The organism is Serinicoccus sp. JS2-9, assembly GCF_059025165.1.
This window is the reverse complement of sequence record NZ_CM180091.1, coordinates 2,982,798-3,006,615: the sequence shown is the minus strand read 5'-3', so window position 1 is coordinate 3,006,615 and position 23,818 is coordinate 2,982,798. Positions and strand designations below refer to the sequence as shown.

At 72.8% G+C, this 23,818-nt stretch carries 26 protein-coding genes; 17 read left to right on the top strand and 9 right to left on the bottom strand.

Translation table 11 applies throughout. The annotated features are described in order from the left end of the window. Positions 1–49 precede the first annotated feature (49 nt). Positions 50–1,189 carry a M4 family metallopeptidase gene (locus tag AC5PYY_RS14515; RefSeq protein WP_493897503.1) on the top strand — a complete coding sequence of 380 codons (1,140 nt, stop codon included), beginning with the start codon at positions 50–52 and terminating at the stop codon, positions 1,187–1,189. Beyond that, positions 1,189–1,767 carry a mismatch-specific DNA-glycosylase gene (locus AC5PYY_RS14510; RefSeq protein WP_493897502.1) on the top strand — a complete coding sequence of 193 codons (579 nt, stop codon included), beginning with the start codon at positions 1,189–1,191 and terminating at the stop codon, positions 1,765–1,767. The genes AC5PYY_RS14515 and AC5PYY_RS14510 overlap by 1 nt, the downstream gene beginning before the upstream one ends. A 16-nt stretch (positions 1,768–1,783) precedes the next feature. Here the strand turns inward: AC5PYY_RS14510 and AC5PYY_RS14505 are convergent, their stop codons facing one another. After that, positions 1,784–2,494, bottom strand: coding sequence for an N-acetyltransferase (locus AC5PYY_RS14505; RefSeq protein ID WP_493897501.1), 711 nt, complete (start codon positions 2,492–2,494; stop codon positions 1,784–1,786). Between the two features lie 74 nt (positions 2,495–2,568). Between AC5PYY_RS14505 and AC5PYY_RS14500 the strand changes: the two genes are divergently transcribed. Continuing rightward, positions 2,569–3,651 carry an amidohydrolase family protein gene (locus AC5PYY_RS14500; protein ID WP_493897500.1) on the top strand — a complete coding sequence of 361 codons (1,083 nt, stop codon included), beginning with the start codon at positions 2,569–2,571 and terminating at the stop codon, positions 3,649–3,651. A gap of 271 nt (positions 3,652–3,922) precedes the next feature. On the opposite strand, the gene AC5PYY_RS14495 is transcribed toward AC5PYY_RS14500, so the two are convergent. Both AC5PYY_RS14495 and aceA read right to left on the bottom strand, forming a co-directional pair. Then, on the bottom strand, positions 3,923–5,542 hold the full coding sequence (locus AC5PYY_RS14495; RefSeq protein ID WP_493897499.1) for a malate synthase A: 1,620 nt from the start codon (positions 5,540–5,542) through the stop codon (positions 3,923–3,925). Positions 5,543–5,626: 84 nt separating this feature from the next. Beyond that, positions 5,627–6,934 (bottom strand): isocitrate lyase, encoded by a 1,308-nt coding sequence (aceA, locus tag AC5PYY_RS14490; protein ID WP_493897498.1) that lies wholly within the window; start codon positions 6,932–6,934, stop codon positions 5,627–5,629. Positions 6,935–7,052: 118 nt separating this feature from the next. Here aceA and AC5PYY_RS14485 point away from each other — a divergent pair, with 118 nt between their 5' ends. Then, a complete protein-coding gene (locus AC5PYY_RS14485) occupies positions 7,053–8,555 on the top strand; it encodes a helix-turn-helix domain-containing protein (RefSeq protein WP_493897497.1) in 1,503 nt (500 codons plus the stop codon). Positions 8,556–8,594: 39 nt separating this feature from the next. Here the strand turns inward: AC5PYY_RS14485 and AC5PYY_RS14480 are convergent, their stop codons facing one another. Continuing rightward, complete coding sequence (locus tag AC5PYY_RS14480) at positions 8,595–8,759, bottom strand: hypothetical protein (RefSeq protein WP_493897496.1); 165 nt, start codon at positions 8,757–8,759, stop codon at positions 8,595–8,597. 140 nt (positions 8,760–8,899) lie between these two features. On the opposite strand from AC5PYY_RS14480, the gene rpsP reads away from it, so the two are divergent. The 4 genes from rpsP to trmD all read left to right on the top strand — a co-directional run bounded on the left by rpsP (position 8,900) and on the right by trmD (position 11,040). Further along, positions 8,900–9,421 (top strand): 30S ribosomal protein S16, encoded by a 522-nt coding sequence (gene rpsP / locus AC5PYY_RS14475; RefSeq protein WP_493897495.1) that lies wholly within the window; start codon positions 8,900–8,902, stop codon positions 9,419–9,421. 2 nt (positions 9,422–9,423) lie between these two features. Continuing rightward, a complete protein-coding gene (locus AC5PYY_RS14470; protein ID WP_493897494.1) occupies positions 9,424–9,666 on the top strand; it encodes an RNA-binding protein in 243 nt (80 codons plus the stop codon). Positions 9,667–9,778: 112 nt separating this feature from the next. Further along, positions 9,779–10,303 (top strand): ribosome maturation factor RimM, encoded by a 525-nt coding sequence (gene rimM, locus AC5PYY_RS14465; protein ID WP_493897493.1) that lies wholly within the window; start codon positions 9,779–9,781, stop codon positions 10,301–10,303. Positions 10,304–10,308: 5 nt separating this feature from the next. Next, positions 10,309–11,040 (top strand): tRNA (guanosine(37)-N1)-methyltransferase TrmD, encoded by a 732-nt coding sequence (gene trmD, locus AC5PYY_RS14460; RefSeq protein WP_493897492.1) that lies wholly within the window; start codon positions 10,309–10,311, stop codon positions 11,038–11,040. Positions 11,041–11,190: 150 nt separating this feature from the next. On the opposite strand, the gene AC5PYY_RS14455 is transcribed toward trmD, so the two are convergent. Both AC5PYY_RS14455 and serB read right to left on the bottom strand, forming a co-directional pair. Beyond that, positions 11,191–12,597: an IS1380 family transposase gene (locus tag AC5PYY_RS14455; RefSeq protein ID WP_493896825.1), complete on the bottom strand. Its 1,407-nt coding sequence runs from the start codon at positions 12,595–12,597 to the stop codon at positions 11,191–11,193. Between the two features lie 256 nt (positions 12,598–12,853). Beyond that, positions 12,854–13,729, bottom strand: coding sequence for a phosphoserine phosphatase SerB (gene serB, locus AC5PYY_RS14450; RefSeq protein ID WP_493897491.1), 876 nt, complete (start codon positions 13,727–13,729; stop codon positions 12,854–12,856). Positions 13,730–14,027: 298 nt separating this feature from the next. On the opposite strand from serB, the gene rplS reads away from it, so the two are divergent. From rplS to AC5PYY_RS14430, 4 genes are all read left to right on the top strand, one after another. Next, a complete protein-coding gene (rplS, locus tag AC5PYY_RS14445) occupies positions 14,028–14,450 on the top strand; it encodes a 50S ribosomal protein L19 (protein WP_493897490.1) in 423 nt (140 codons plus the stop codon). A gap of 121 nt (positions 14,451–14,571) precedes the next feature. Beyond that, positions 14,572–15,336: a signal peptidase I gene (gene lepB, locus AC5PYY_RS14440; protein ID WP_493897489.1), complete on the top strand. Its 765-nt coding sequence runs from the start codon at positions 14,572–14,574 to the stop codon at positions 15,334–15,336. Beyond that, positions 15,333–16,070: a ribonuclease HII gene (rnhB, locus tag AC5PYY_RS14435; protein WP_493897488.1), complete on the top strand. Its 738-nt coding sequence runs from the start codon at positions 15,333–15,335 to the stop codon at positions 16,068–16,070. Before lepB ends, rnhB begins: the two co-directional genes overlap by 4 nt. Then, positions 16,067–16,387, top strand: a complete 321-nt coding sequence (locus AC5PYY_RS14430; protein ID WP_493897487.1) for a DUF2469 domain-containing protein — start codon at positions 16,067–16,069, stop codon at positions 16,385–16,387. Before rnhB ends, AC5PYY_RS14430 begins: the two co-directional genes overlap by 4 nt. 40 nt (positions 16,388–16,427) lie before the next feature. Here the strand turns inward: AC5PYY_RS14430 and AC5PYY_RS14425 are convergent, their stop codons facing one another. Next, positions 16,428–17,960 (bottom strand): CoA-acylating methylmalonate-semialdehyde dehydrogenase, encoded by a 1,533-nt coding sequence (locus AC5PYY_RS14425; RefSeq protein WP_493897486.1) that lies wholly within the window; start codon positions 17,958–17,960, stop codon positions 16,428–16,430. A gap of 137 nt (positions 17,961–18,097) precedes the next feature. Here AC5PYY_RS14425 and AC5PYY_RS14420 point away from each other — a divergent pair, with 137 nt between their 5' ends. Genes AC5PYY_RS14420 through AC5PYY_RS14400 form a run of 5 tightly spaced genes read left to right on the top strand, consistent with a single transcriptional unit; the run spans position 18,098 to position 22,240 of the window. Further along, positions 18,098–18,487, top strand: a complete 390-nt coding sequence (locus tag AC5PYY_RS14420) for a YraN family protein (RefSeq protein ID WP_493897485.1) — start codon at positions 18,098–18,100, stop codon at positions 18,485–18,487. After that, complete coding sequence (locus AC5PYY_RS14415) at positions 18,487–20,016, top strand: YifB family Mg chelatase-like AAA ATPase (RefSeq protein ID WP_493897484.1); 1,530 nt, start codon at positions 18,487–18,489, stop codon at positions 20,014–20,016. The genes AC5PYY_RS14420 and AC5PYY_RS14415 overlap by 1 nt, the downstream gene beginning before the upstream one ends. Then, positions 20,013–21,128 carry a DNA-processing protein DprA gene (gene dprA, locus AC5PYY_RS14410; protein WP_493897483.1) on the top strand — a complete coding sequence of 372 codons (1,116 nt, stop codon included), beginning with the start codon at positions 20,013–20,015 and terminating at the stop codon, positions 21,126–21,128. The genes AC5PYY_RS14415 and dprA overlap by 4 nt, the downstream gene beginning before the upstream one ends. Continuing rightward, complete coding sequence (locus AC5PYY_RS14405; protein WP_493897482.1) at positions 21,122–21,709, top strand: M23 family metallopeptidase; 588 nt, start codon at positions 21,122–21,124, stop codon at positions 21,707–21,709. Before dprA ends, AC5PYY_RS14405 begins: the two co-directional genes overlap by 7 nt. Positions 21,710–21,724: 15 nt before the next feature. Further along, positions 21,725–22,240 carry a DUF4112 domain-containing protein gene (locus AC5PYY_RS14400; RefSeq protein ID WP_493897481.1) on the top strand — a complete coding sequence of 172 codons (516 nt, stop codon included), beginning with the start codon at positions 21,725–21,727 and terminating at the stop codon, positions 22,238–22,240. An 8-nt stretch (positions 22,241–22,248) separates the two neighbouring features. Here the strand turns inward: AC5PYY_RS14400 and AC5PYY_RS14395 are convergent, their stop codons facing one another. Further along, positions 22,249–23,172, bottom strand: a complete 924-nt coding sequence (locus AC5PYY_RS14395; RefSeq protein WP_493897480.1) for a tyrosine recombinase XerC — start codon at positions 23,170–23,172, stop codon at positions 22,249–22,251. Next, positions 23,169–23,816, bottom strand: coding sequence for an RDD family protein (locus AC5PYY_RS14390; protein WP_493897479.1), 648 nt, complete (start codon positions 23,814–23,816; stop codon positions 23,169–23,171). The genes AC5PYY_RS14395 and AC5PYY_RS14390 overlap by 4 nt, the downstream gene beginning before the upstream one ends. Positions 23,817–23,818 lie beyond the last annotated feature (2 nt).

The following is a 23,818-nucleotide window of genomic DNA, read 5'->3' as shown; positions in this document are numbered from 1 at the left end:
CTCGCGGGCCAGGGGCTGGTCTGTCGGTGTCGCGTGACAGAGTCCAGGTATGATGGGGACGCGCTGCACGATCATCCCGGGATACCTGCTGGAACGGATCGCCCAGGAGGAGCCCGATCTCGCGCCCGCCGTGCGCTTCACGCTTCAGGACGGTGCGGCGACGCGCGGCCGACGCGAGGTCGAGGCCACCCGTTGGCCTGGCGGCCACGCGCCGCTGCAGGGGAGCATCCTGTCCTCGACGCTCCAGCGCGACCTCGAGCAGCCGACCGACGTGCCGGAGGCGCCGATCACGGTCACCCCGGATGCCGGTCCCCGTCGGCGGATCCACGACGCAGAGGGCACGACCGGTCTCCCGGGCCGGTTGGTGCGCACCGAGGGTGAGCCGTCGACGGGGGACACCGCCGCCACGGAAGCGCACGACGGACTGGGGTCCACCTGGTCGCTCCTGGCGCAGGTCTTCGGTCGGGACTCGCTGGACGGGCAGGGGCTGCCGCTGGTCGCGACGGTCCATTACGCCCGGGACTACGACAACGCCTTCTGGGACGGTCGACAGATGGTCTTCGGCGACGGCGACGGCGTCTACTTCACCCGCTTCACCGCCAGCCTCGACGTCATCGCGCACGAGCTCGCGCACGGGTTGGTGCAGTACTCCGCCGGGCTGACCTACGTGGGTCAGCCGGGTGCCCTCAACGAGTCCGTCTCCGACGTGGTCGGTGTCCTGGTCCGGCAGTGGGTGCTGGGTCAGCGTGCCGACGAGGCCGACTGGCTCATCGGCGCCGAGCTGCTGACCGACCGCGTCCAGGGCGTGGCGCTGCGCTCGATGGCCGACCCCGGCACGGCCTACGACGACGCAGTCCTGGGAAAGGATCCGCAGGTGGGCCACCTCGACGACTACGTCCAGCTGCCGCACGACGCCGACCACGACAACGGCGGGGTGCACGTCAACTCCGGCATCCCCAACAAGGCCTTCCACCTCTTCGCGACCGCCCTGGGAGAGCACGCCTGGGAGCGGGCCGGCCAGGTGTGGTTCGACACCGTGGCCACACGCGGCCGCATCCCCCGCGACGCGGACTTCGCGACCTTCGCCGCCGCGACGCTCACCTCGGCCCAGGAGCGGTATGCCGCCGCGCCGGACGTCGCCGACGCGCTCCGCGGCGCCTGGGCCGGGGTCGGGATCGAGGTCGGTTGATGGCCGCGCGCTTCACGAGGGAGGAGCTTCAGGGCTACCGGGACGCGCACGTGCCGGACCTCGTCCCGGACGTCGGTGACAGCCTCCGGCTGCTCTTCGTCGGGATCAACCCGGGGCTGTGGACCGCAGCAACCCGGACGCACTTCGCCCACCCGGGCAACCGGTTCTACCCCGCGCTGGAGCTCGCCGGCATCATCGAGCGGCCGATCGACCCTGCCGCGGGGATGGACGACACCGACCGCGCCTACCTGCTCTCACGTGGGGTCGGGATCACCAACCTGGTGCGCCGCGCCACCGCCCGCGCCGACGAGCTGTCCGCGGCCGAGCTGCGCGAGGGCGGCGAGCGGTTGCGTGCCACCGTCCGTGCCACGGCACCGGCCGTGGTGGCGGTGGCGGGGATCACCGCTTACCGCAGCGCGTTCGGTGTCCGTGGTGCGGTCGTCGGTCGTCAGCCGGATGGTCTCGAGGGCGCCGAGCTGTGGGTCGTGCCCAACCCCAGCGGCCTCAACGCGCACCAGACGGTCGAGTCCCTGGCGCAGGCCTATGCGGAGCCGGCCCGAGCGGCGGGGGTGGTCTGAGGAGCCAGGGTGCCGGTCAGCGCGGGATCTGTCGCCGCTCCGGGCGGCTGGGCTTCCACAGCTGCTCGCTGCCGACGGGCACGAAGCCGTGGCGCAGGAAGAAACGCAACGACCGGGCGTTGCCGGGGGTGACGGAGGCCAGCAGCGGCTCCCCGCGCGGCAGGCGCGCCCGAATACCGGCGAGCAACGCGTCGGCGTGTCCGTCCGCGGCCTGGATGCCTACCTCGGGGAGCCCGGCGATGCCGCGTGACAGCGTCGCCAGCGACGAGACCGACTCGTCCGGCAGTCCGTAGACGTCCACGTCGCGGCGCCACTCTCCGGCGTGGGCCGCGCGGTCGGTGTCGGCCAGGTCGGGTCGCGCCACGAGGGCGCCACCCTCTCCGGTGCCGTGGGAGACGAGCAGCGCGTCCAGCACGCCGACGGGGCCGTCTCCGGCGAGGGCGAGGGCCACGCGGGGGTCGTGCGCGCCACCGAAGCCGTGGACGCCCAGCGCGGCGAGCTCTCCGTCGCTGACGTCGTCCCCGACGACCATCACCGCGTGCCCCGTGAAGGCGATCGCTCCCTCCACCCCGTCGCGCCAGGGACGGGCCCGCGAGAAGCGACCGTCCGCCGCAGGGAAGCGGCCGCGCTCGGCGTCCCTCAGTATCGCGGCCAGGTCCACCTGCGGCACGTGCAGTCGTCGGTCGTCACCGACGGGGCGACCTGTGGGGGAGGGGGCGGCGGGCACGAGGCGAGAGTCTAGGGCGCACCCTGCCGCGCTACGGTGGGCGCACGGCATACCGTCGACGAAGGTGAGGCGAGATGAGCGCACCGGCGCTGCACGTGCGAGGTCAGATCCTGGTCGGGCCCGAGGATGTGCTCGACGAGATCTGGGTGGTCGACGGTCGGTTCAGCCTCAGCGCCCCGGCGGGTGGTGACGTCGAGACGGTTCAGGGGTATGCGCTGCCCGGCCTCGTCGACGCCCACTGTCACGTGGGGCTCGAGGCGCAGGGTGCCGTCGACGACGCGCGGGCCGAGGAGCACGCGCTCGCCGAGCGGGAGGCCGGTGCGCTCCTGCTGCGCGACGCCGGCAGCCCGGCCGACACCCGTTGGGTGCAGGAGCGGGAGGACCTGCCGCGGCTCATCCGCGCCGGCCGCCACATCGCCCGCACGAAACGCTACATCCGCGACTTCGCCTGGGAGGTCGAGCCGGAGGACCTGGTCGACTACGTGCGCCAGGAGGCCCGCAACGGGGACGGGTGGGTCAAGCTCGTCGGCGACTGGATCGACCGGGAGACCGGCGACCTGGGGATCTGCTGGCCGGTGGACGTGCTGACCGACGCGATCGCGGCGGCGCACGAGGAAGGGGCGCGGGTCACGGCCCACTGCTTCGCCGAGCAGTCGCTCGTCGACTTCGCGGCCGCCGGGACGGACTGTATCGAGCACGCGACCGGGCTGGTCGACGAGACCATCGCCACCTTCGCCGCGCAGGGCATCGCGATCGTCCCGACCCTGGTCAACATCGACAACTTCCCAGGTTTCGCGGAGGCGGGACGTGGCAAGTTCCCGACCTACGCCGACCACATGATGGACCTGTATGCGCGGCGGCGCGAGACCGTCGCGAAGGCGCACGAGGCGGGCATACCGGTCTATGTCGGCACCGACGCGGGTGGTCAGCTGCCGCACGGACTGGTCGCGAAGGAGGTCGAGGCCCTGACCGCGGCGGGCCTGAGCACGCTCGACGCGATCGGCGCGGCGACCTGGGCGGCGCGGGAATGGCTGGGCCGGCCCGGGATCGCCGAGGGGGAGTCCGCCGACCTCGTCGTCTATCGCGACGACCCGCGCCAGGACGTCCGCGCCCTGTCCGATCCGCACCGGGTCATCCTGCGCGGACGCGCCTACTGAGCGACCATGCGCGACGCCCGCTGGGGCCGCCAGTCACCATGGGCGATATGCCCGGACTGGCCGCGCGATATGCCCGGACTGGCCGCGCGATATGCCCGGACTGGCCGCGCGATATGCCCGGACTGGCCGCGCGATATGCCCGGACTGGCCGCGCGATATGCGCGACCTCACGACAGAACTGCGACATACCGCGCGGGCGGTCACGGCATACCGTGCGGGCGGTCACGACATACCGCGCGTCCAGTCACGGCATACCGTGCGGCCGGTCGGGTCAGGCGGCGTCGGACTCCTGTGCCGTCGGGTCCTGATCGCCGTCGCCGCCGTCGCCGCCATCTCCGCCGTCCTCGTCGAGGTCGCCCAGGGAGAGCAGCACGACGTAGGCCCGCTGGGACAGGAAGGCGGGCGGCTCGGCGGCCACGACCGAGTCGCGCAGCAGCGTGACGGCGTGCTGCAGTAGATCCTCGCGCGCGCCACGCCGCCGCAGCAGGGCGACCTCGTCCTCGAGCATCCGGTCCAGGAGCAGCTCCGACATGGTCGGCCCCTCGGCCAGCCGCTGGCCGTGGGTGAGCCACTGCCACAGCTGCATCCGGTTCAGTTCCACCGTGCCGAAGTCCTCCACGTGGCCGGAGATCACGGCGGTGCCCTCACCGGCGAGCCAGCCGGTCAGATAGGTCAGCGACGAACGCAGCGCCGTCCGCACCCCCGTCAACGTCGACGAACCGGGGATGGCGCTGACGTCCCGCAGCGCCACGGGGTCGATGGTGGCGGCCGCCCGGGGGTCGACCTCGTCCCACGTGCCGGCTTCCCGCTGCCGGTCCCGCTCCTCGAAGGGGGCCCGGGCCACCGGCACCATCGCGGGGTGCACCACCCAGGCGCCGTCGAAGCCCTGCTTGGCCTCGCGGGCCTTGTCCCGGTGCACGCGGGCGTGGGTCATCGACACCGAGTCGTCGAAGGGCCCGCTGGCGGCGAGGGCGATGGGCCCCCCGATCGCCTGCACCCCGCGGCGCTGGCACACGCCGACGATGAGGGAGGTGTAGCTGCGCAGGAAGCGGGTGTTCATGGTGAAGGCGTCGCGGTCGGGGAGCAGGTGGTCGCTGCGCGTCCCATAGGTGCGCAGGTGGGAGAAGATGTAGTCCCAGCGACCCGCGGCCAGACCGGTGAGGCGCTGCCGGAAGGCGTGCACGATCTCCTCGAGCGCATACGTCGCCTGGACCGTCTCGACCAGGACGCTCACGCGGGTGCAGCCCTGCGGCAGCCCGAGCAGCTCCTCGGCCTGGGTGAGCAGCGCGTCCCACCAGACCGCCTCGGCCGCCGACTCGACCTTGGGCAGGTAGAGGTAGGGGGCGGTGCCGTTGTCCAGCAGGGTCTGCCCGCAGCGAGCCATGAAGGTGAAGGTGTCGACGACCGAGGCGCTGGCCGGGCGCTCATCGACCGGCAGGTGCGCCTCGTCCAGATGCAGCCCCCGCGGGCGCATCATGAGCGTGGGCACACCCGGCTGGGCGTCACCCGTGCGCGTGGCCGCCACGTCGGCGATGGTCTCCTGGGCGGCGACGAGCCGGCCCGGTGTCGGCACCAGCATGTCCTCGAGGTCTGCCACCCACACGTCGGCCCGGGAGGCCAGCGCGGCCGTCGCCTGCTCGGGGGTGGCGGCCGTCGCGAGCTCGACCAGTCGGTAGGTCAGGTCGGCAGGTGGGGGAGCGACCCGCCAGGAGTCGTCGTCGCGGATCGCCACGGACGCGTCGGAGAGGCCCAGCTCGGCACCGGCCCGGACCGCGCGGGACTGGTCCTTGCGGGCCCGCAGCAACGCGGCCCGCCGCTCGCGCGAGTCGCGTTCCAGCTGCTCAAGCAGGTCGAGGGTGCGGTCGTCCAGCAGGGTGCTCGGGTAGGCCATCTCGTCCTCACATCGGGGAAACGGGGCGCACCCGGCCGGCCCTGTCGCGGGCCGGGCCGGGTGCGAACACCGCAGGGTGCTCGGTCAGTGGGTGAACTGCTCGGACTCGGTCGAGCCGGAGAGCGCCGTCGTGGACGACTCCGGGTTGACCGCCGTGCTCACCGCGTCAAAGTACCCCGTGCCGACCTCGGCCTGGTGGCGCACCGCGGTGTAGCCCGAGCCGGCCGACGCGAACTCCGCCTCCTGGAGCTCGACGTAGGCGGTCATGCCGCTCTCCGCATACCCCTGGGCGAGCTGGAACATCGAGTGGTTGAGCGCGTGGAAGCCGGCCAGCGTGATGAACTGGAAGGCGTAGCCGAGCTCGCCGAGCTGGTCCTGGAAGCGCGCGATCTCCTCGTCCGACAGCGCCGCCTTCCAGTTGAAGGACGGGCTGCAGTTGTAGGCGAGCTTCTGGTCCGGGAAGTCCTTGTGGATCTCCTCGGCGAACTCCCGCGCCAGCCCGAGATCGGGGGTGCCGGTCTCGACCCAGATGAGGTCGGCGTAGGGAGCGTAGGCCTTGGCCCTGGCCAGGACCGGCTCGATGCCGTTCTTGACCCGGAAGAAGCCCTCGGACGTGCGCTCGCCGGTGGTGAACTCCTGGTCGATCTCGTCGACGTCGCTGGTGAGCAGGTCCGCCGCGAGCGCGTCGGTGCGGGCCACGACGATCGAGGGCACGCCCAGCACGTCAGCGGCGAGGCGCGCCGAGTTGAGCGTGCGCACGTGCTGACCGGTCGGGATGAGCACCTTGCCGCCGAGGTGGCCGCACTTCTTCTCCGAGGCCAGCTGGTCCTCCCAGTGGACGCCCGCGGCGCCGGCCTGGATCATCGACTTCATCAGCTCGAAGACGTTGAGCGGCCCGCCGAAGCCGGCCTCGGCGTCGGCCACGATCGGCACGTAGTAGTCCGTGGAGGTGTCGCCGTTCATCCAGGCGATCTGATCGGCGCGCTGCAGCGCGTTGTTGATCCGGCGCACGACGGCGGGGACCGAGTTGGCGGGATAGAGGCTCTGGTCCGGGTAGGTCTGTCCGGCCAGGTTGGCGTCGGCGGCGACCTGCCAGCCGGAGAGGTAGATCGCCTCCAGCCCACCCTTGACCATCTGCACGGCCTGGTTGCCGGTGAGCGCGCCGAGGGCGCGGGTGAAGGGCTTGTTCTCCAGCGCCTCCCACAGCTTCTCCGCGCCGCGCCGCGCGAGCGTGTGCTCCTCGACGACGGAGCCCCGCAGGCGCACGACGTCCTCGGCGGAGTAGCGGCGCTCCAGACCCGCCCACCGCGGGTTGGTCTGCCAGTCGTGCTCGATGTCCAGCGCCTGCTGGGCCGCCGGGGTGGTGCTGGTGTGGTCCGCCGTGGTCGTCATCGTCGACCCCTTTCGGTGAGTGGAGGAGGGCCTGTTGACACCACTGTCGCCCCTCTGAACCCCCGCCACCACCCTTCAAGGGTGTCAAGAATCCGGGTTCTTTCGCTATTGTGGAGGTATGACGTCCTCCCCGGGCCGCGTGCTGCCGTTCCGTCCGTCCGAGCGGCTGGAGAGCGTCGCGCCGGCTGCCGGAGGCGGCAGCGACAGCGATCCGGTGGCGGTCGGTCGCCGGATCCGGCACCACCGCCGGGAGGCGGGTCTCACCCTGGCCGATCTCGCCACGCAGGTCTCGCTGTCGCCGTCCGCGCTCTCCCTCGTGGAGAACGGGCGGAGGGAGGCGCGGGTGTCGGTCCTGGGGGAGATCGCCGCCGCTCTCGGCGTCGACGTCGCCCGGCTCCTTTCTGGCGGCCCACCGAGCCGGCGCTCCTCGCTCGAGGTGCGCTGGGAGCGGGCGCAGCGCTCGGCCGGGTTCGACACCCTCGGCATACCCTCGGTGCGGGTCGGCGCCGGGCTCCCGGACGACGCGCTGGAGGCGCTCGTCGGCCTCTACGAGACGGTCGTCGGGCTGCAGCAGCAGCGGGCGGCGACGCCCGAGTTCGCGCGCCTGGCCAACGGGGAGCTCCGCGCGCGGATGCGCGCCGCGCACAACTACTTCCCCGAGATCGAGGCCCGCGCGGCCGAACTGGTCCGCACCGTCGGACACGCCCAGGGCCCGGTGACCCGCGAGGCGGTGCACCGGCTCGCCCGCCACGTCGGCTTCGAGATCCGCACCGTGCCCGACGTCCCGTCCTCCACGCGGACCGTGACGGACCTCGCGCACCGGCGCATCTACCTGCCCACGCACGGCGGTCACGACCCCCGCGCGGCGGCTCTGCAGGCGCTGGGTCACGTCGTCCTGCAGCATGAGCCGCCCCGCGACTACGCCGAGTTCCTGGCGCAGCGGGTCGAGATCAACTACTTCGCCGCCGCGGTTCTCGTGCCGGAGCACAGCGCGGTGCCCTTCCTCCAGCGGGCCAAGCAGGCGCGTGACATCGCCCTAGAGGACCTGCGAGACGCCTACGCCGTGTCCTACGAGACGGCCGCGCACCGGTTCTGCAACCTGGCGACAGAGCACCTGGACCTGCAGGTGCACTTCATGCGGATCAGCGCCGACGGGGTCATCTACAAGGCCTACGAGAACGACGGGGTGCGCTTCCCGATGGATGCCTCGGGTGCCATCGAGGGGGCGCGCGTCTGCCGGGCGTGGACGGCGCGCGTCGTCTTCGACCGGCCCGTCGGCGAGGTCTACCACCAGTACACCGACACCGGCCGCGGGACCTACTGGTGCACCGCGGTCGCCGAGCCCACATCCACCGGCCTCTTCTCGGTGAGCCTCGGTGTGCCCTTCGACCAGGTGCGGTGGATGCGGGGCCGCGACACCCGCGAGCGGCGCGTCTCGCGCTGCCCCGACCCGCGGTGCTGCACGCAGCCGCCGCCCGACCTGGCGAGCGCCTGGGACGGGCAGGTCTGGCCGTCCGCGCGGGCCCACTCGCACCTGCTGGCCGTCATGCCGCCGGGGGTCTTCCCGGGCGTCGACGACACGGAGGTGTTGCGCTTCGTCGCCGAGCACGCCTCGGAGTGAGGTGCCTCGCGCACCCGTGACGTCGCTGCGCCAGCTCCGCTAGGAGCGCGTCATCATGCGGACGACCGCGTCGTTGTCGGCGTTGAGCACCAGGGTCTCCGGGGTCCGCTCGTCCCCGTCGGTGCGGCCCGGGGCCCACAGGGCGGGCCGCTCCTCGGGCGCGAAGCCAGCCACCACGACGCGGACGGACCGGCCCCGCCGCATGTGGCACAATGAAGTCGTACCCGTTCGCGGTCGGTCCCTCTCACCTGCCCGGACGTGTCCACGCCGCACGGCACCGCGCGTGTTTCCCCACGCGGACGCCGAGCGACTCACCACAGACAGATTGAGGAGACACCGCACACGTGGCTGTCAAGATTCGCCTGAAGCGCATGGGCAAGATCCGTGCACCGTACTACCGTGTCGTCGTCATGGACTCGCGCACCAAGCGCGACGGCCGGGCGATCGAGGAGATCGGCAAGTACCACCCGACCGAGGAGCCCTCGCTCATCGACATCGACTCCGAGCGGGCGCAGTACTGGCTCGGCGTCGGGGCCCAGCCGACCGAACAGGTCGCGGCGCTGCTGAAGATCACCGGTGACTGGCAGAAGCACAAGGGTGAGCCCGGTGCTGAGGGGACCCTCAAGGTCCGCGAGCCCAAGGCGGACAAGAAGGCGCTCTACGAGGCCGCCCTCGCCGCCTCCGACTCCGAGGACACCTCGGGCGCCACCACCTCGCGCAAGAAGAAGGCCGACAAGGCTGACCAGTCCGAGGAGACGCCCGCCGAGGAGACGGCCCCCGCCGCCGACACCGACGGCTCGGCCGCCGCCAGCACCGGTGACGAGGCTGCCTCGACCGAGGGCACCGAGACGACCGACGAGGCCTGAGCGTGCTCGAGGAAGCCCTGGAGCACCTGGTCAAGGGCATCGTCGACCACGACGGTGACGTCACGGTCCGCACCAAGAATGCCCGCCACGGGGACATCCTCGAGGTGCGGGTCCACCCCGAGGACCTCGGTCGGGTCATCGGTCGGCGCGGCCGCACCGCGAGCGCGCTGCGCACCGTCATGGGTGCGCTGGCCGGCGGTGAGAAGGTCCGGGTCGACATCGTCGACACCGACCGTGCCCGCTGACGCACTCGACCTACCCCCTTTCGCGCGGCCCGCACCGGCACCTGCCGGGGCGGGCCGCGCGCGTTGACCCCGGCGCCCGGCTGGCGCGACGGCATACCTGCGAGGAGCAGACATGAGCGACACCTTCGTGGCCGCCCGCATCGGCAAGCCGCACGGGCTGCGGGGCGAGGTCACCGTCCAGGTGCACACGGACGACCCTGCCGGGCGTTTCGCCCCGGGCGCGTCCTTCGTGACCGACCCCGCGGCGGCTGGGCCGCTGGTGCTGCGCAGCGTCCGGGTGCACCAGGGGATCTACCTGCTCGGGTTCGACGGGCACGAGGACCGGACCGCCGCCGAGGCGCTGCGCGGCACCCGCCTGCTCGTCGAGGACGCTCGGGAGGCGGAGCAGGACGCCGCGCCGGACGAGGGCTGGCGCGAGGAGGAGTTGCTCGGCTTCTCCGTGGCGCTCCCCGACGGGACCGTGCTCGGCGAGGTCGTCGCCCTGCACCTGCGCGAGGTGCAGGACCTGCTCGAGGTGCGCACCGCCCGCGGCGATCAGCTCGTCCCCTTCGTCGACGAGCTGGTCCCGGAGATCGACGAGGAGGCTCGGCGCGTGGTCGTCGACCCGCCGCCGGGGCTGCTCGAGCTGGGGGAGTGAGGGGTATGCCGTTGCGCATCGACGTCGTCACGATCTTCCCCGACTACCTCGCTCCGCTGCAGCTCTCGCTGCTGGGGCGGGCGCAGCGGGAGGGCTTGCTCGAGGTGCAGGTCCACGACCTGCGCGCCTGGACCCACGACCGGCACCGCACCGTCGACGACACGCCGTACGGCGGCGGCGCCGGCATGGTCATGCGGCCCGAGCCCTGGGGCGAGGCGCTCGACGCCGTCTGCGCCTCGCGTCCCGGGAAGACCCCGCACGTGGTCGTGCCCGGACCGGGCGGCGAGGTCTTCACCCAGGAGATCGCCGGGCGGATGGCGGAGCAGGACGACTGGCTGGTCTTCGCCTGCGGGCGCTACGAGGGGATCGACGAGCGCGTCTACGACGAGTTCGGGGCGCGCTACCCGCTCTCCGTGCTCAGTCTCGGCGACTACGTGCTCAACGGCGGCGAGGTCGCCGTGCTTGCCATGACCGAGGCGATCGCGCGGCTGCTCCCGGGCATGGTCGGCAACGAGGCGTCCCTGCACGAGGAGTCGCACACCGGCGGCCTGCTGGAGTATCCGCTCTACACCAAGCCCGCGCAGTGGCGCGGGCACGAGGTCCCCGAGGTCCTGCTGTCGGGCCACCACGGCCGAATCGCCGCCTGGCGCGAGGAGCAGCGGCACGAGCGCACGGCCGCCCGCCGCCCGGACCTGCTGGCGCGTCAGGGCGAGGCGCCGGACGGCCCTACCCGCTAATCCTCGATCCACCGATGAGCTGGTGAGACTGGCTGCGTAGACGGCCCGGAGGACGACGGAGGCTTGGGTGTCGGTGAGGGCAGGTGGGAGCTGCCGGTCTGCCCGGCTTTTCCACTGGGGTTCCTGCTGGTAGGGACTGAGGGCTGGTGCTCAGGTCGGTGCGGGCGCCGGGTTGGGCAGGAGGGCGGCGTAGAGCGCCGTCCACGCGTCCTGCCATGGCCAGTCGCGGGGCAAGTGCAGGTGCAGTCGTCGGGCGGAGGAGGCGATGCGGGCGGGCAGGTTGATCAGCTTGCGCCGGATCGTCGGGGTCGTGGCCCTGGCCAGCTGGGTGCTGCCGGTGAGGGTGGCCGCGGCGCGGGTGAGGTTGAAGGCCATGGTCGCGGCGATGAGCCAGATGGCGTTGGCGGTGAACGTGCCCGAGGGCAGGTGCGCCAGGGCGGAGGCTTTCAGGTCGGCGTGCACGTTCTCGATGATCGCGTGACCCCGGTGGACCTGGTCGGCGGCCACGGTGCCTCGTTCGGTGACCGGGGTGGTGGTGAAGAAGGCGTGGAAGCGGAAGGTGTCGAACAGGGAAGCCTGCCCGTCCTTGGCCTTGTGGTTCAGGTCGGGGATGCGGCGCACCACCAGCCGGCCGGTGACCTGCTGGGCCTTCTTGGCCGAGGTGAACGCGGTGTAGGGCACCTCGGCGACTTCTGCCCGGGAGACCCAGGTCTTGGTGGTCTCGTCGTAGATCGCGTCGGTGTACCTGATCGTGGTCCAGGCGTCGTCGTCGATGCTGGCGATGGCACGTTTGACCGCGGGGTCCAGCCGGACGGTGATCGAGACCTGCGCCCCGGCCTTGATGGCGGCGCCCACCAAGGTGGCGGAGTAGAACGCGGAGTCGGCCCGCAGCAGCACGGGTCGTGCGGCCAGGTGGCTGCGCCGGACCAGCGCCAGGGCGTCGGTCGCGAGCCGGAGCGCTCCGCGGGAGGAGCCGACGGAGCCCTTGCGCAGGCGTTGGGCGGCGATGACCGGGGCGGCTTGGTCGGTGGTCACGGTGGCCAGCAGCGCGTTCAGGCCTCGGACCCCGGTGTACCCGAACCCGGCGCCCTGCTTGGCGTAGCCGTGGACCTCCACGATGGTGTCGTCCATATCGAGCAGTACCGTCCCGGTGTCGCCGGCCTTACCGAGCAACCCGCTCTGTTCGGCCAGGGCCAGGGTGAAGCGGGAGGCGACCGCGTCGCCCTGGCGGACGTGTCCGAAGGTGAAGGCGCGCAGGAACGAACCGAGCGTGGAGGGAGCGTAGGGCCGGTCGAAGACCTTGCCCATCGCGCCGTGGCGCAACAGCCCCAAGTCCTCGATACTGTCCGCGCCGGCGGCCATCCCGGCCACCAGGGCGGCCAGTTTCGCCCCGGCGTTGGCGCCCTTGTCGGTCGGCAGACTCAGGTGCTCATCACCCAGGGCGCGCAGACCGGCTTCTTCGGCCAGCGCCATGACCGGGACCAGCCCAGCGGCCGACACGAGGTTGGGGTCATCGAACGTCGCGGAGGCCACGGGCAGGGTATGAGAGAGTTGCATCTACGAGATGCCCTTCCGGGTTGGGTGATACGTGCTCTAGACAAGTCGTATCTTCCCAAGTCAGAGGGGCATTCTCACTTCCCCACGCCGTCTTTAGCCCTCACCCCATCGGTGGATCCAGGCTAATTGACCGAGAGCCTCGTCTGCTCGGTCCGAGAGCCTGGCCTGTCCGGTCCGAGAGCCTGGCGTGCTCGCTCCGAGAGCCTGGCGTGCTCAGTCCGAGAGCCTGGCTGCTCGGTCCGAGAGCCTGGCCCGTTCAGCCCGGGCGCGTGATCTCGTCGTCCTGATAGCCCTGCAGGTAGAGCAGAGCCGTGAGGTCGCCGTGGTTGACGCGGACCGCCGCCTGCCGGGCGACGGCGGGCTTGGCATGGAGCGCGACCCCGAGGCCGGCGAGCTGCAGCATCGGCAGGTCGTTCGCCCCGTCGCCGACGGCGACCACGTCGTCGGTGCCGACGCCGACGCGCCGCGTGATGTCCTGCAGCGCGGCGACCTTGGCCTCCTTGCCCACCACGGGTGGCACGACGTCGCCGGTCAGCGCGCCGTCGGCCGCATCGAGCGTGTTGGCGCGGTCCTCGTCGAAACCGAGGGTGCGCGCGACCGGGCCGGTGAAGTGGGTGAACCCCCCGGAGACGAGCGCGGCATACCCGCCGTGCTCACGCATGGTCGCGACCAGCGCCCGCCCGCCGGGCGCCAGCCTGATCCGCTCGACGAGCACGGTCTCGATCACCCCCGTCGACAGTCCGCGCAGGAGACCCACCCGCTCCCGCAGCGCCTCCTCGAAGTCGAGCTCGCCGTTCATGGCCCGAGCCGTGATGTCGGCTACGCGCTCGCCCACCCCCGCGTGCGCCGCCAGCTCGTCGATGCACTCCTGCTCGATCATGGTGGAGTCCATGTCGGCGAGCAGCACCCGCCGCCGACGCACGGAGTCCTGCTGCACGAGGTCGACGCCACGCTCCTGCCACGCGCCCCACAGCCCCTCGTCCAGGGGAGCGGGCGTGGCCACCTCGACCGCGACCGCGGCGCCGGGGCTCAGCCAGCGCACCACCCCGTGCCGCCCGTCGGTCACCTCCTCGACCTGCGCGTCGGTGAGGTGAGGGGCGCTCGGCGCGGTCAGCAGGGTGAGGATCGGCACGCGCAGATGGTATGCCGCACCGCCGCGCCGCGGCGCACCCTGCCGGACGCGCGGAGGTGGGCCCGCGTCACGCGGAGGTCGACCGGCGTCGCGACTTGGAGGCTCGCGGCTCCCTCTGGCAGACTGGACCCTTGCGTCCCGGCGTCCGCGCCGACCAGCCCGTGCCCCTGCCACAGGGGGAGTTGCGCGGGTGGTGCCCGTCCGAGGACCACACCACGACGACACGTGCTCGACTCTGCCGGTCGAGCACCGAAGCGCCGGGGGTGACCTGTGGCACCCCGAGCAGGAGACACGCACCATGCACCAGCTTGACGATCTCAACGCCGCCAGCCTGCGGACCGACATCCCGCAGTTCCGCGCAGGCGACACGGTCAACGTCCACGTCAAGGTCATCGAGGGCAACCGCTCTCGTGTCCAGGTCTTCAAGGGCGTCGTCATCCGCCGCCACGGCGGGGGCCTCGGCGAGACCTACACCGTTCGCAAGGTCTCCTTCGGCGTCGGTGTGGAGCGCACCTTCCCGCTGCACTCCCCGAACATCGAGAAGGTCGAGGTCGTGAGCCGCGGTGACGTGCGCCGCGCCAAGCTCTACTACCTGCGCGACCTGCGCGGCAAGGCGGCGAAGATCCGCGAGCGCCGCGACAGCGTGCCGAGCAAGGGTGCCGTGACGCAGCCGGAGGCGGCTCCGGCGGAGCCTGCTGCCCCGGCCGAGCAGGACGCCTGAGCCGACCGCACGGCATACCCCTCGATCCTCCGTCGGCCCGTCCGGCGGGGGATCGATCCCTTTCCAGGGTCGGGCGTTAGGGTCGAGGAAGCGACAACGGTTCGAGGCGAGGACGACAGCGGTGAGCGATCCCACACGGGACATCCGGGCGCAGGGTCAGGAGCGCGAGGATCAGGCTCCGCAGTCCGCGCAGGCGGCTCCGCAGCGCCGCCGAGGCGGCGTCGTCGCGGCGATCCGCGAGGTGGTCGCGATCGCGGCGACCGCCCTGGTCATCTCCTTCCTCATCAAGACTTTCCTGGCCCAGGCGTTCTGGATCCCGTCGGGCAGCATGGAGGACACCCTCGTCTACGGCGACCGGGTGATGGTGAGCAAGATCCAGGCCGGCTCCCTAGGGGTGGACCGCGGCGACATCGTCGTCTTCGAGGACCCCGGTGGCTGGTTGCCGACCATTGAGCGCGAGGACCGCGGGCCGGTCGTCAACGGGCTGCTGCGCGGGCTGGAGTTCGTCGGCGTGGCCCCCTCCTCGCAGGGCAACCACCTCATCAAGCGCGTCATCGGCCTGCCCGGCGACACCGTCGCTTGCTGCGACGACGACGGGCGGCTGTCGGTCAACGGTGAGCCGCTGCAGGAGGACTACCTCGCTCCCGGTGACCAGCCGAGCACCACCGACTTCGAGATCACCGTCCCCGAGGACCACATCTGGCTCATGGGCGACCATCGGTCCAACTCGCGCGACAGCCGTGCCAACGACGACGGCACCGGCGAGACCGGGTCGGTGCCCCTCGACAACGTGGTGGGGCAGGCGGTCGTGCTGATCTTCCCCTTCGACCACTTCGACTGGTTCACCGTGCCGGAGACCTTCGACACGGTCCCGGAGGGCGGATGACGGCGACGACGACGCGGGCCCGCCGGTCCCGGGCCACCGTGACCCGCCCGAGCCTGCGCGTGGAGCGCACGTTGCAGCGGGAGGGGTATGCCGTGCTCGTGGGGATGGACGAGGTCGGCCGCGGCGCGCTGGCCGGTCCGGTGAGCGTCGGCGTGGTCGCGATCGACCCCGCTTGCCGGACGGCTCCCCAGGGGGTCAAGGACTCCAAGCTGCTGGCCCCCGCGGTCCGGGAGCGGCTCGTGCCGCGGATCCGGCGCTGGGCGCTCGGCCACGGCGTCGGGCACGCCTGGCCGGCGGAGATCGACGCGATCGGCATCATGGGGGCCCTGCGCCTGGCCGGCGAGCGGGCGCTCGCCGACCTGGGCTCGATCCGGCCGGACCTGGTGCTCCTGGACGGCAACCACGACTGGCTCACCGACCCGCAGCGGGTCGGCCTGCTCGGGCTGGTCGAGGGCCCCGAGCCACCCCCGGTCCGCACCATGATCAAGGCCGACCTGCGGTGCTCCTCCGTCGCCGCCGCCTCCGTGCTCGCCAAGGTGGAGCGCGACCAACTGATGGTGGAGGCTGCCCGGGAGGAACGGCATACCCCCTATCTGTGGGAGCACAACAAGGGGTATGCAGCTCCCGAGCACCAGGAGGCGCTGCGCCGGCTGGGCCCGAGCGCCTGGCACCGGCGCAGCTGGAACCTCGCGGCTGCCGCCGACCACCGTGACGACGAAGGGACGGGACGATGAGTGCCGAGGATCTGGAGAAGTACGAGACCGACGCCGAGCTGGCGCTCTACCGCGAGTATCGCGACGTCGTGGGTCTGTTCTCGCACGTGGTCGAGACCGAGCGGCGCTTCTACCTCGCCAACGAGGTGGACGTGCAGGTCCGGACCGGGGGAGGGGAGACGTGGTTCGAGGTCACCCTCACCGACGCGTGGGTGTGGGACGTCTACCGCCCCGCGCGCTTCGTCAAGAAGGCACGGGTCATCACCTTCAAGGACGTCAACGTGGAGGAGCTGGCCAAGTCGGATCTGGACGTGAAGGGGCTGACCGGCGACCGGTGACGGCGGCGGAGGCGGGGGCGAGTGACGACCCGGGTGCGCCTCAGGCGTTGCGGGGGAAACCCAGGTCGATCCCGCCGTGCTCCGCGGGGTCCGGCCACCGCGTCGTCACCGCCTTCTGCCGCGTGAAGAAGTCGAAGGCCTGGGTGCCGTAGGCCTTGGCATCTCCGAAGAGCGAAGACTTCCAGCCGCCGAAGGAGTAGTAGGCCACCGGCACGGGGATCGGGACGTTGATGCCGATCATCCCGACCTCGACCTCGCGCTGGAACCGTCGGGCCGCACCGCCGTCGCGCGTGAAGATGGCCGTGCCGTTGCCGAAGGCACCGGAGTTGATGAGCTCCACGCCGTCGTCGAAGGACGCGACGCGGACCACCGACAGCACCGGACCGAAGATCTCCTCGGTGTAGGCGCGGCTGCTCGTGGGCACCCGGTCCAGCAGCGTGGGGCCGAGCCAGAAGCCGCCAGGGTCGCCGTCGGGGGTGATCCCGCGCCCGTCCACCACCACCTCGGCGCCGTCCTGGGCGGCCACGTCGATGTAGGACGCGACCGTGTCGCGGTGGGCCCGGGTGATCAAGGGCCCCATGTCCGGGTCGCGTGTCCCGTCGCCGACGCGCAGCCGCCCGATGCGCTCGGTCAGCCGCGTGATCACCTCGTCGCCGACCGGCTCCACGGCCAGCACCACGGAGATCGCCATGCACCGCTCACCCGCCGAGCCGTAGCCGGCATTGACGGCCTGGTCCGCGACGAGATCGAGGTCGGCGTCGGGGAGGACGAGCATGTGGTTCTTCGCGCCTCCGAGCGCCTGCACCCGCTTCCCATGCCGGGCAGCGGTCTCGTAGATGTGCTGGGCGATCGGGGTAGACCCGACGAAGGAGATGGACGCGACGTCCGGGTGCGTGAGCAGGCCGTCCACCGCCTCCTTGTCGCCGTGGAGGACGTTGAAGACGCCGTCCGGCAGACCGGCCTCCTGCCAGAGCCGCGCCAACCACAGGGCGGGGGAAGGATCCTTCTCGCTGGGCTTGAGCACGACGGCGTTGCCGGCGGCGATAGCGACGGGGAAGAACCAGAGCGGCACCATGGCCGGGAAGTTGAACGGCGAGATGATGCCGACGACGCCGAGCGGCTGCCGCAGCGAGTAGACGTCGACCCCCTGGGAGACGTTGTCGGAGAACTCTCCCTTGAGGAAGTGCGGGAAGCCGGTGGCGAGCTCGACGACCTCCAGGCCGCGCTGGACCTCCCCGAGTGCATCGGAGTGCACCTTGCCGTGCTCGCTCGTGATGAGGGTCGCCAGCTCGTCCTTGCGCTCGTGGAGCAGCTCGCGGAAACGGAAGATGACCGCCTGTCGTCGGGCGATCGAGGTGTCCCGCCACCCGGGGAAGGCGGCGCTCGCGGCGCTGACCGCGGCCTCGACCTCCTCCGGGCTTGCCAGGGGCACGCGGGCGCTCTCCGTGCCGAGGGCGGGGTTGTAGACCGGCGCGGTCCGCGGGTCGGTGCCCGTGGTCGTCACGCCGGCGATCCAGTGCGGGATCAGGCTGGCAGCGGTCTGCTCGGAGAGGGTGGTCGACACGATCCTCATGATGCTACGTCGTCCACATCCTCCGCGCGGGGTGTCCACTCGTCCACAGATCGGGGTGGCCGCCTTGTGCCGGCGGGCGCGACGTCCTTCGCTGGTGGTGACCGGTCGCGTGCGTCGGCCGTCAGGGAGGGGAGACCATGCAGGGCAGGGGTATGCCGTGGGCGCGGGCCCGGGCGATCGGTGACCGGGGCGAGGACCTGGCGTGCGCGCACCTGGAGGCCCTGGGATGGGAGGTGATCGAGCGCAATTGGCGCTGCCCTGAGGGGGAGCTCGACGTCGTCGCCCGCCAGGACGACGACGGGGGACCGGTCTATGTGTTCTGCGAGGTCAAGACCCGCCGCTCGGTGCGCTTCGGTGAGCCGGTCGAGGCGGTGGATCAGGACAAGGCCCGGCGGCTGCGGCGCCTGGCCTGGGCCTGGCTCGCCGCCCATGACGCCCGCGGCGCCGACTTGCGCATCGACGTCGTCGGCGTGCTGACGCGCGGCGACGCCAAGCCGCGGCTGACCCATCTGCGCGGGGTGGCCTGATGGCTCTGGCGCGCACCTGCGCGGTGACCCTGAGCGGCGTGGACGGCCAGGTGGTGACGATCGAGGCGCAGGGGGCGGACGGTCTGCCGGCCACCGTGATGACCGGCCTGGCCGACAGCGCCTGCCGGCAGGCACCGGACCGGGTGCGTCCGGCGCTGCGCAACTGCGGCATGTCGATCAAGCCGCGGCGCTGGACCATCAACCTCTCCCCGGCCGGCGTGCCGAAGTCTGGGAGCGGCCTCGACCTCGGGATCGCCGTCGCGCTCATGGCGGCCGAGGAGCACGTCCCGCCCGAGGTGGTGAGCGGTCTGGCGCACATCGGCGAGGTGGGCCTGGCCGGTGACGTGCGACCGGTGCCCGGGGTCCTGCCGATGGTCGTGGCGGCGGCCGAGCGTGGTGTGGAGGAGGTCCTCGTGGCGGCCAGTGCGGCCCGGGAGGCGTCTCTCGTGCGTGGGGTGGCCGTGCATCCGGTGCGCTCGCTCGGCGAGGTGCGCGACTTCTACCGCGCGCGGTCGGAGGGCCGGGAGGTCAGGCTCGCCCTGCCGGCGGGGCAGCCGACCCCGCCCCCCTCGGTGCCGGACCTGGGCGACGTCGTGGGGCAGGCGGTGGCCCGGCAGGCTCTCGAGATCGCCGCGGCCGGTGGGCACCACCTGCTGCTCGTCGGTCCACCGGGGGCGGGCAAGACCATGCTGGCGGAGCGGTTGCCCGGCATCCTGCCCGAGCTCGGCCCCGAGGACGCGCTGGCGGTGACGGCCATCCACTCCGTCCTGGGCGCGCTCCCGACCGACGACTCGCTGGTGGACCGGCCGCCCTTCGTGGCGCCGCACCACACCGCCTCCACAGCGGCCGTCGTCGGTGGCGGATCGCGGGCGGTCCGACCCGGCGCCGTCTCGCGTGCGCACCACGGCGTGCTCTTCCTCGACGAGGCCCCGGAGTTCCGGCGGGACGTCCTCGACGCCCTGCGTCAGCCGCTGGAGTCCGGCGAGGTCGTGGTGGCCCGCGCCGACCGGCACCTCAGGCTTCCGGCGCGCTTCCAGCTCGTGCTCGCCGCGAACCCCTGCCCCTGCGGCAGCTCCGGGGGAGAGTGCGTGTGCGCGCCGTTCCGGCGCAACGGCTATCTGGCGCGCCTCTCGGGTCCGCTCCTGGACCGGGTGGACCTCAAGCTGGCGGTGAGCGCGGTGACCCGCACCGACTTGTCGCTGCCCGCCGGCGAGTCCACCACCGTGGTGGCGACCCGGGTCGCGCAGGCGCGACGGCGGCAGCGCGAGCGGTGGTCGGACCTGCCGTGGTCGCTCAACAGCCAGGTGCCGGGTTCGGTGCTCAGGGACGGTCCGTGGCGCCTCGACGCGGCCCGGCGCCGGCCTCTGGAGCTGGCCATGGACCGGGGCGCCCTGACCCTGAGAGGCCTGGACCGCGCCCTCCGGGTGGCGTGGACCCTCGCCGATCTGCGGGGCGTCTCCCGGCCGCAGCTCGAGGACGTCACGCTCGCCCTGGACCTGCGCACCCCGACCGGGGTGAAGGTCGCATGATGGCGTTGGACGAGCGCCGGGCCCGGATCCTGCTGTCCCGGCTGGCCGAGCCCTACGACGAGAAGATCCAAGGGCTGGTGGCCGAGCACGGTGTGCTCGACCTCGTCGGCTATGCGCTGCGCGACGGCCGGACCCCCGACGGGGTGTCGCTGCAACGGCTGGTCGGCCGCTCCCAGGCAGCGCTCGCCCTGGACGACGCCCGGATCGCGCGCTCCCTGGGGGCGCGGCTGCTGGTGCCGGGCGATGGTGAGTGGCCGGCGCAGGTCGAGGAGCTCGGGCATCCGCCCTGGTGCCTGTGGGTGCTCGGGCCAGTCCGGCTGGGCGAGGTGCCGGAGCGTGGGGTCGCCGTCGTCGGGGCCCGGGCCAGCACCGCCTACGGCGACCACGTCACTGCTGGGCTGTGCCTGGACCTCGTGGACCGGGGCTTCACCATCGTCTCCGGTGCGGCCTTCGGCATCGACGCCGCGGCCCACCGGGCCACGCTGTCGGGTGACGGCGTGACCGTGGCCGTCCTCGCCGGCGGTGTCGACGTCGCCTACCCACGCGCCAACGCCGACCTCATCCGGAGGGTGGGCCAGACCGGCCTCCTCGTGAGCGAGACCCCGCCCGGCGGGGCTCCGGCCCGGATGCGCTTCCTCGCGCGCAACCGGCTCATCGCCGCGCTGTCCCTCGGCACCGTCGTCGTGGAGGCCGGGCTGCGCTCCGGGGCCCGGTCGACCGTCAAGCACGCGCGGGAGCTCGGTCGCCACGTCATGGCGGTGCCCGGCTCGGTGCAGAGCCTGCTCTCCCAGGGGGCGCACGCCGAGATCCGGATGGGGGCCGAGCTGGTCACGGACGGAGCCGAGGTCGCCGAGCTGGTGGGCCGGATCGGGCACGACCTGGCGCCGGTCAAGCAGGGACCCCGCCGGGGGGAGGACGCGCTGGCCCCGCAGCTGCGGCGGGTGTGGCAATGGCTCCGCCCCCGCGGCTCCAGCACCGTGGACGAGGTCATGGTCCGGGCCGGCCTGACGCTCGGCGAGACACTCGCCGCCCTGCGGGAGCTGGAGCACGACGGCTACGCCGAGGAGCTCCTCGACGGATGGCGGCGGCGCGCAGGTGCGGGACCGTGCTGAGCGCACCCGTGCTGCTCGTGCGGGGTGCCGTGGCACTCCTCCTCGTCGTGGGGGCGCCGCTGACATCAGCGGCGAACGGTGGCTCGGAGACGGCCCGCGCCGGCCTCGTGGCCTCCCAGGTCGTGGCGGTCCGCGCGCTGCCGGCGACGCCCGACCGGGAGCGGACCGCGCGGTGGGGGTGGCCGCTCGCCGGCGCTCCCGAGATCGCGCGCGGCTTCGACCCGCCCGCGGAGCGGTGGGGTGCGGGGCACCGGGGGCTCGACCTCGTCGGGGTGGCCGGAGAGCAGGTCCTCGCCGTCGAGGCCGGGGTGGTGACCTACAGCGGAGTCATCGCCGGCGTGGGAGTCGTGAGCGTGACGCACGAGAGCGGGCTGCGCAGCACGTACCAGCCCGTCGACGACAGGCCCTCCCGAGGCTCCCGGGTCGGTCGCGGCGACGCCATCGGTCGTCTCGCGACCGGTGGCCACTGCCTCGTCCGCGACTGCCTCCACCTGGGCGCGCTGCGCGGCCAGGCCAGCTATGTCGACCCCACGCCGCTGCTGCTCGGGGTCGAGCTCACCCTCCTGCCGGTGCGCGACTGAGGGACACTCGTGCAGGTGACGCTCCCTCAGCACGACCCCCGCACCGGGTCTCGGCCTGACGCCGACCCCGACCGGCATCCCGACACCGGGATGAGCCGGCACCTGGCCCGGGTCATGGACGACCTCGTGACGATTCCGGGCACCCGCATCGGCATCGGTCTCGACGCCGTGCTCGGGCTCCTGCCGGGTGCCGGCGACATCATCGGCTCCGGCATGTCTGCCGTGATCATGTATGACGCAGCGCGCCGCCGCGTGCCGCTGCTGGTCCTGGTCCGGATGGCGTGGAACATGCTTCTCGACGCGGCGCTCGGGCTCGTCCCGGTCGTCGGCGACGCCGCCGACGTCGCCCACCGCGCCAACCGCAAGAACTACCGGTTGCTGCAGGCGGCGCTCGCGGACGGGCAGACCTCGCGGCGGTCCGGGCCGGTCTACCTGCTGCTGGCCGTCCTGCTCATCGTGCTGCCGCTGGCTCTCGGCATCGCCGTCGGCGTGCTCGTCCTGCTCGCGCTCTGGACCCTCCTCACGCGGTAGGGCGATCCTCAGGCGCGGGGGTGGGCCTGACGGTAGGCCGCCCGGAGGCGGTCCACGGAGACGTGGGTGTAGATCTGGGTCGTCGTGAGGCTCGCGTGGCCTAGGAGCTCCTGCACGGTGCGCAGGTCCGCCCCGCCGTCGAGCAGGTGCGTCGCCGCGCTGTGCCGCAGCCCGTGCGGACCCATCGGCGGGGTGTCGGGAAGATGCCGCAGCAGGTCCTGCAGCGTCGAGCGGACCTGGCGCTGGTCGACCCGACGCCCGCGGCGCCCGAGGAAGAGGGCCGGTCCAGACTCGCCCGTCGCGAGACGAGGTCGTCCGTCGGTGATCCATCGGCGCAGGGCCTGCTCGGCCGGGGCGCCGAAGGGCACGATGCGCTCCTTGTCGCCCTTGCCCAGCACCCGTGCCGTGCCGGACTCCAGGTCGACGTCGTCCAGGTCGAGGCCGGTGAGCTCTCCGACCCGCATCCCGGAGGCGTAGAGGAGCTCGAGCATGGCTCGGTTGCGCAGGTGGAGCGGGTCCTCGTCGTCGGCGGCGACCGCCGCCAGGTCCATGAGCTCGGCCGCCTGGGGCGCCCGCAGCACTCCCGGCAGGTGGGAGTCCTTCCCCGGAGCCGCGAGCCGCAGCGACGGGTCGGCCGTCAGCCGACCGGTGCGCTGGGCCCAGCGGAAGAAGGTCTTCGCAGCCGCCGCCCGCCGCGAGAGGGTCGAGCGCGATGCGCCCTCGGCGCCCATCGTGCCGAGCCAGGCCCGCAGATCCGCCAGACGCACGTCCGCGAGGCGGTCGGTGCCGCGCTCGGCCAGGTAGCGGTCCAGCGCGGCGAGGTCGCCCAGGTAGGCCCGGACGGTATGCGCCGAGCGGCCCTTCTCCACGGTGAGGTGCCGCTCGAAGTCGCCGAGGAGCGAGGCACCGCCCCTGAGCGGTCCGGCGCTCACCGCGGTGCCCCTGGTCCCGGGGCCCGCGGCTGCCGGCCCTCAGTGCAGCCGCGACCCGTGGTGGCGCTCGCCTCGGCGCCCCACGCCGCCGACCACGCCGCACGCTGGACCCGCAGCCCGACGGCGCGGTCGTGCACGCCCCGCCCACCGGTGAGCGCAGGCCCGGCGCAGGCAGCCAGCAGCAGGAGGGAGGCGACGAGGAAGGCCATGCCCAGCCCCAGCTGCAGCTCGTAGATCATCCGGCTGACCCCCAGGTGGGCCAGCTGCCACGGCGTCGCCTTCACCAGGTTGCGCAGCCACACCGCACCGGCTCCGGCCGTGCCGCCCGCCGCGTCGGCGACCACCAGCCCGGCCCACCGCTTGCCGAGCGTCGCGCGTCGGCGCGAGCTCTCGGTCACCGAGAGGTAGCACCACCACGGCACCACCGTCAGGAGCGCGAAGACGACGTCGGCGACGAGCAGCTCGCGGACCGACGCGCTCGCCACGCCGGGCAGCTCCAGCAGGGGGACCACCACCGCGCCCACGGCGGTCAGCAGCCCGATCCAGACGCCGATCACCACCCAGTCGCCCAACCACGACCGCACCCGCGCGACCGGAGCGGGCCGCCAGCGGGCGACCGGCGAGGTCGGGGGAGCGGACGTCATAC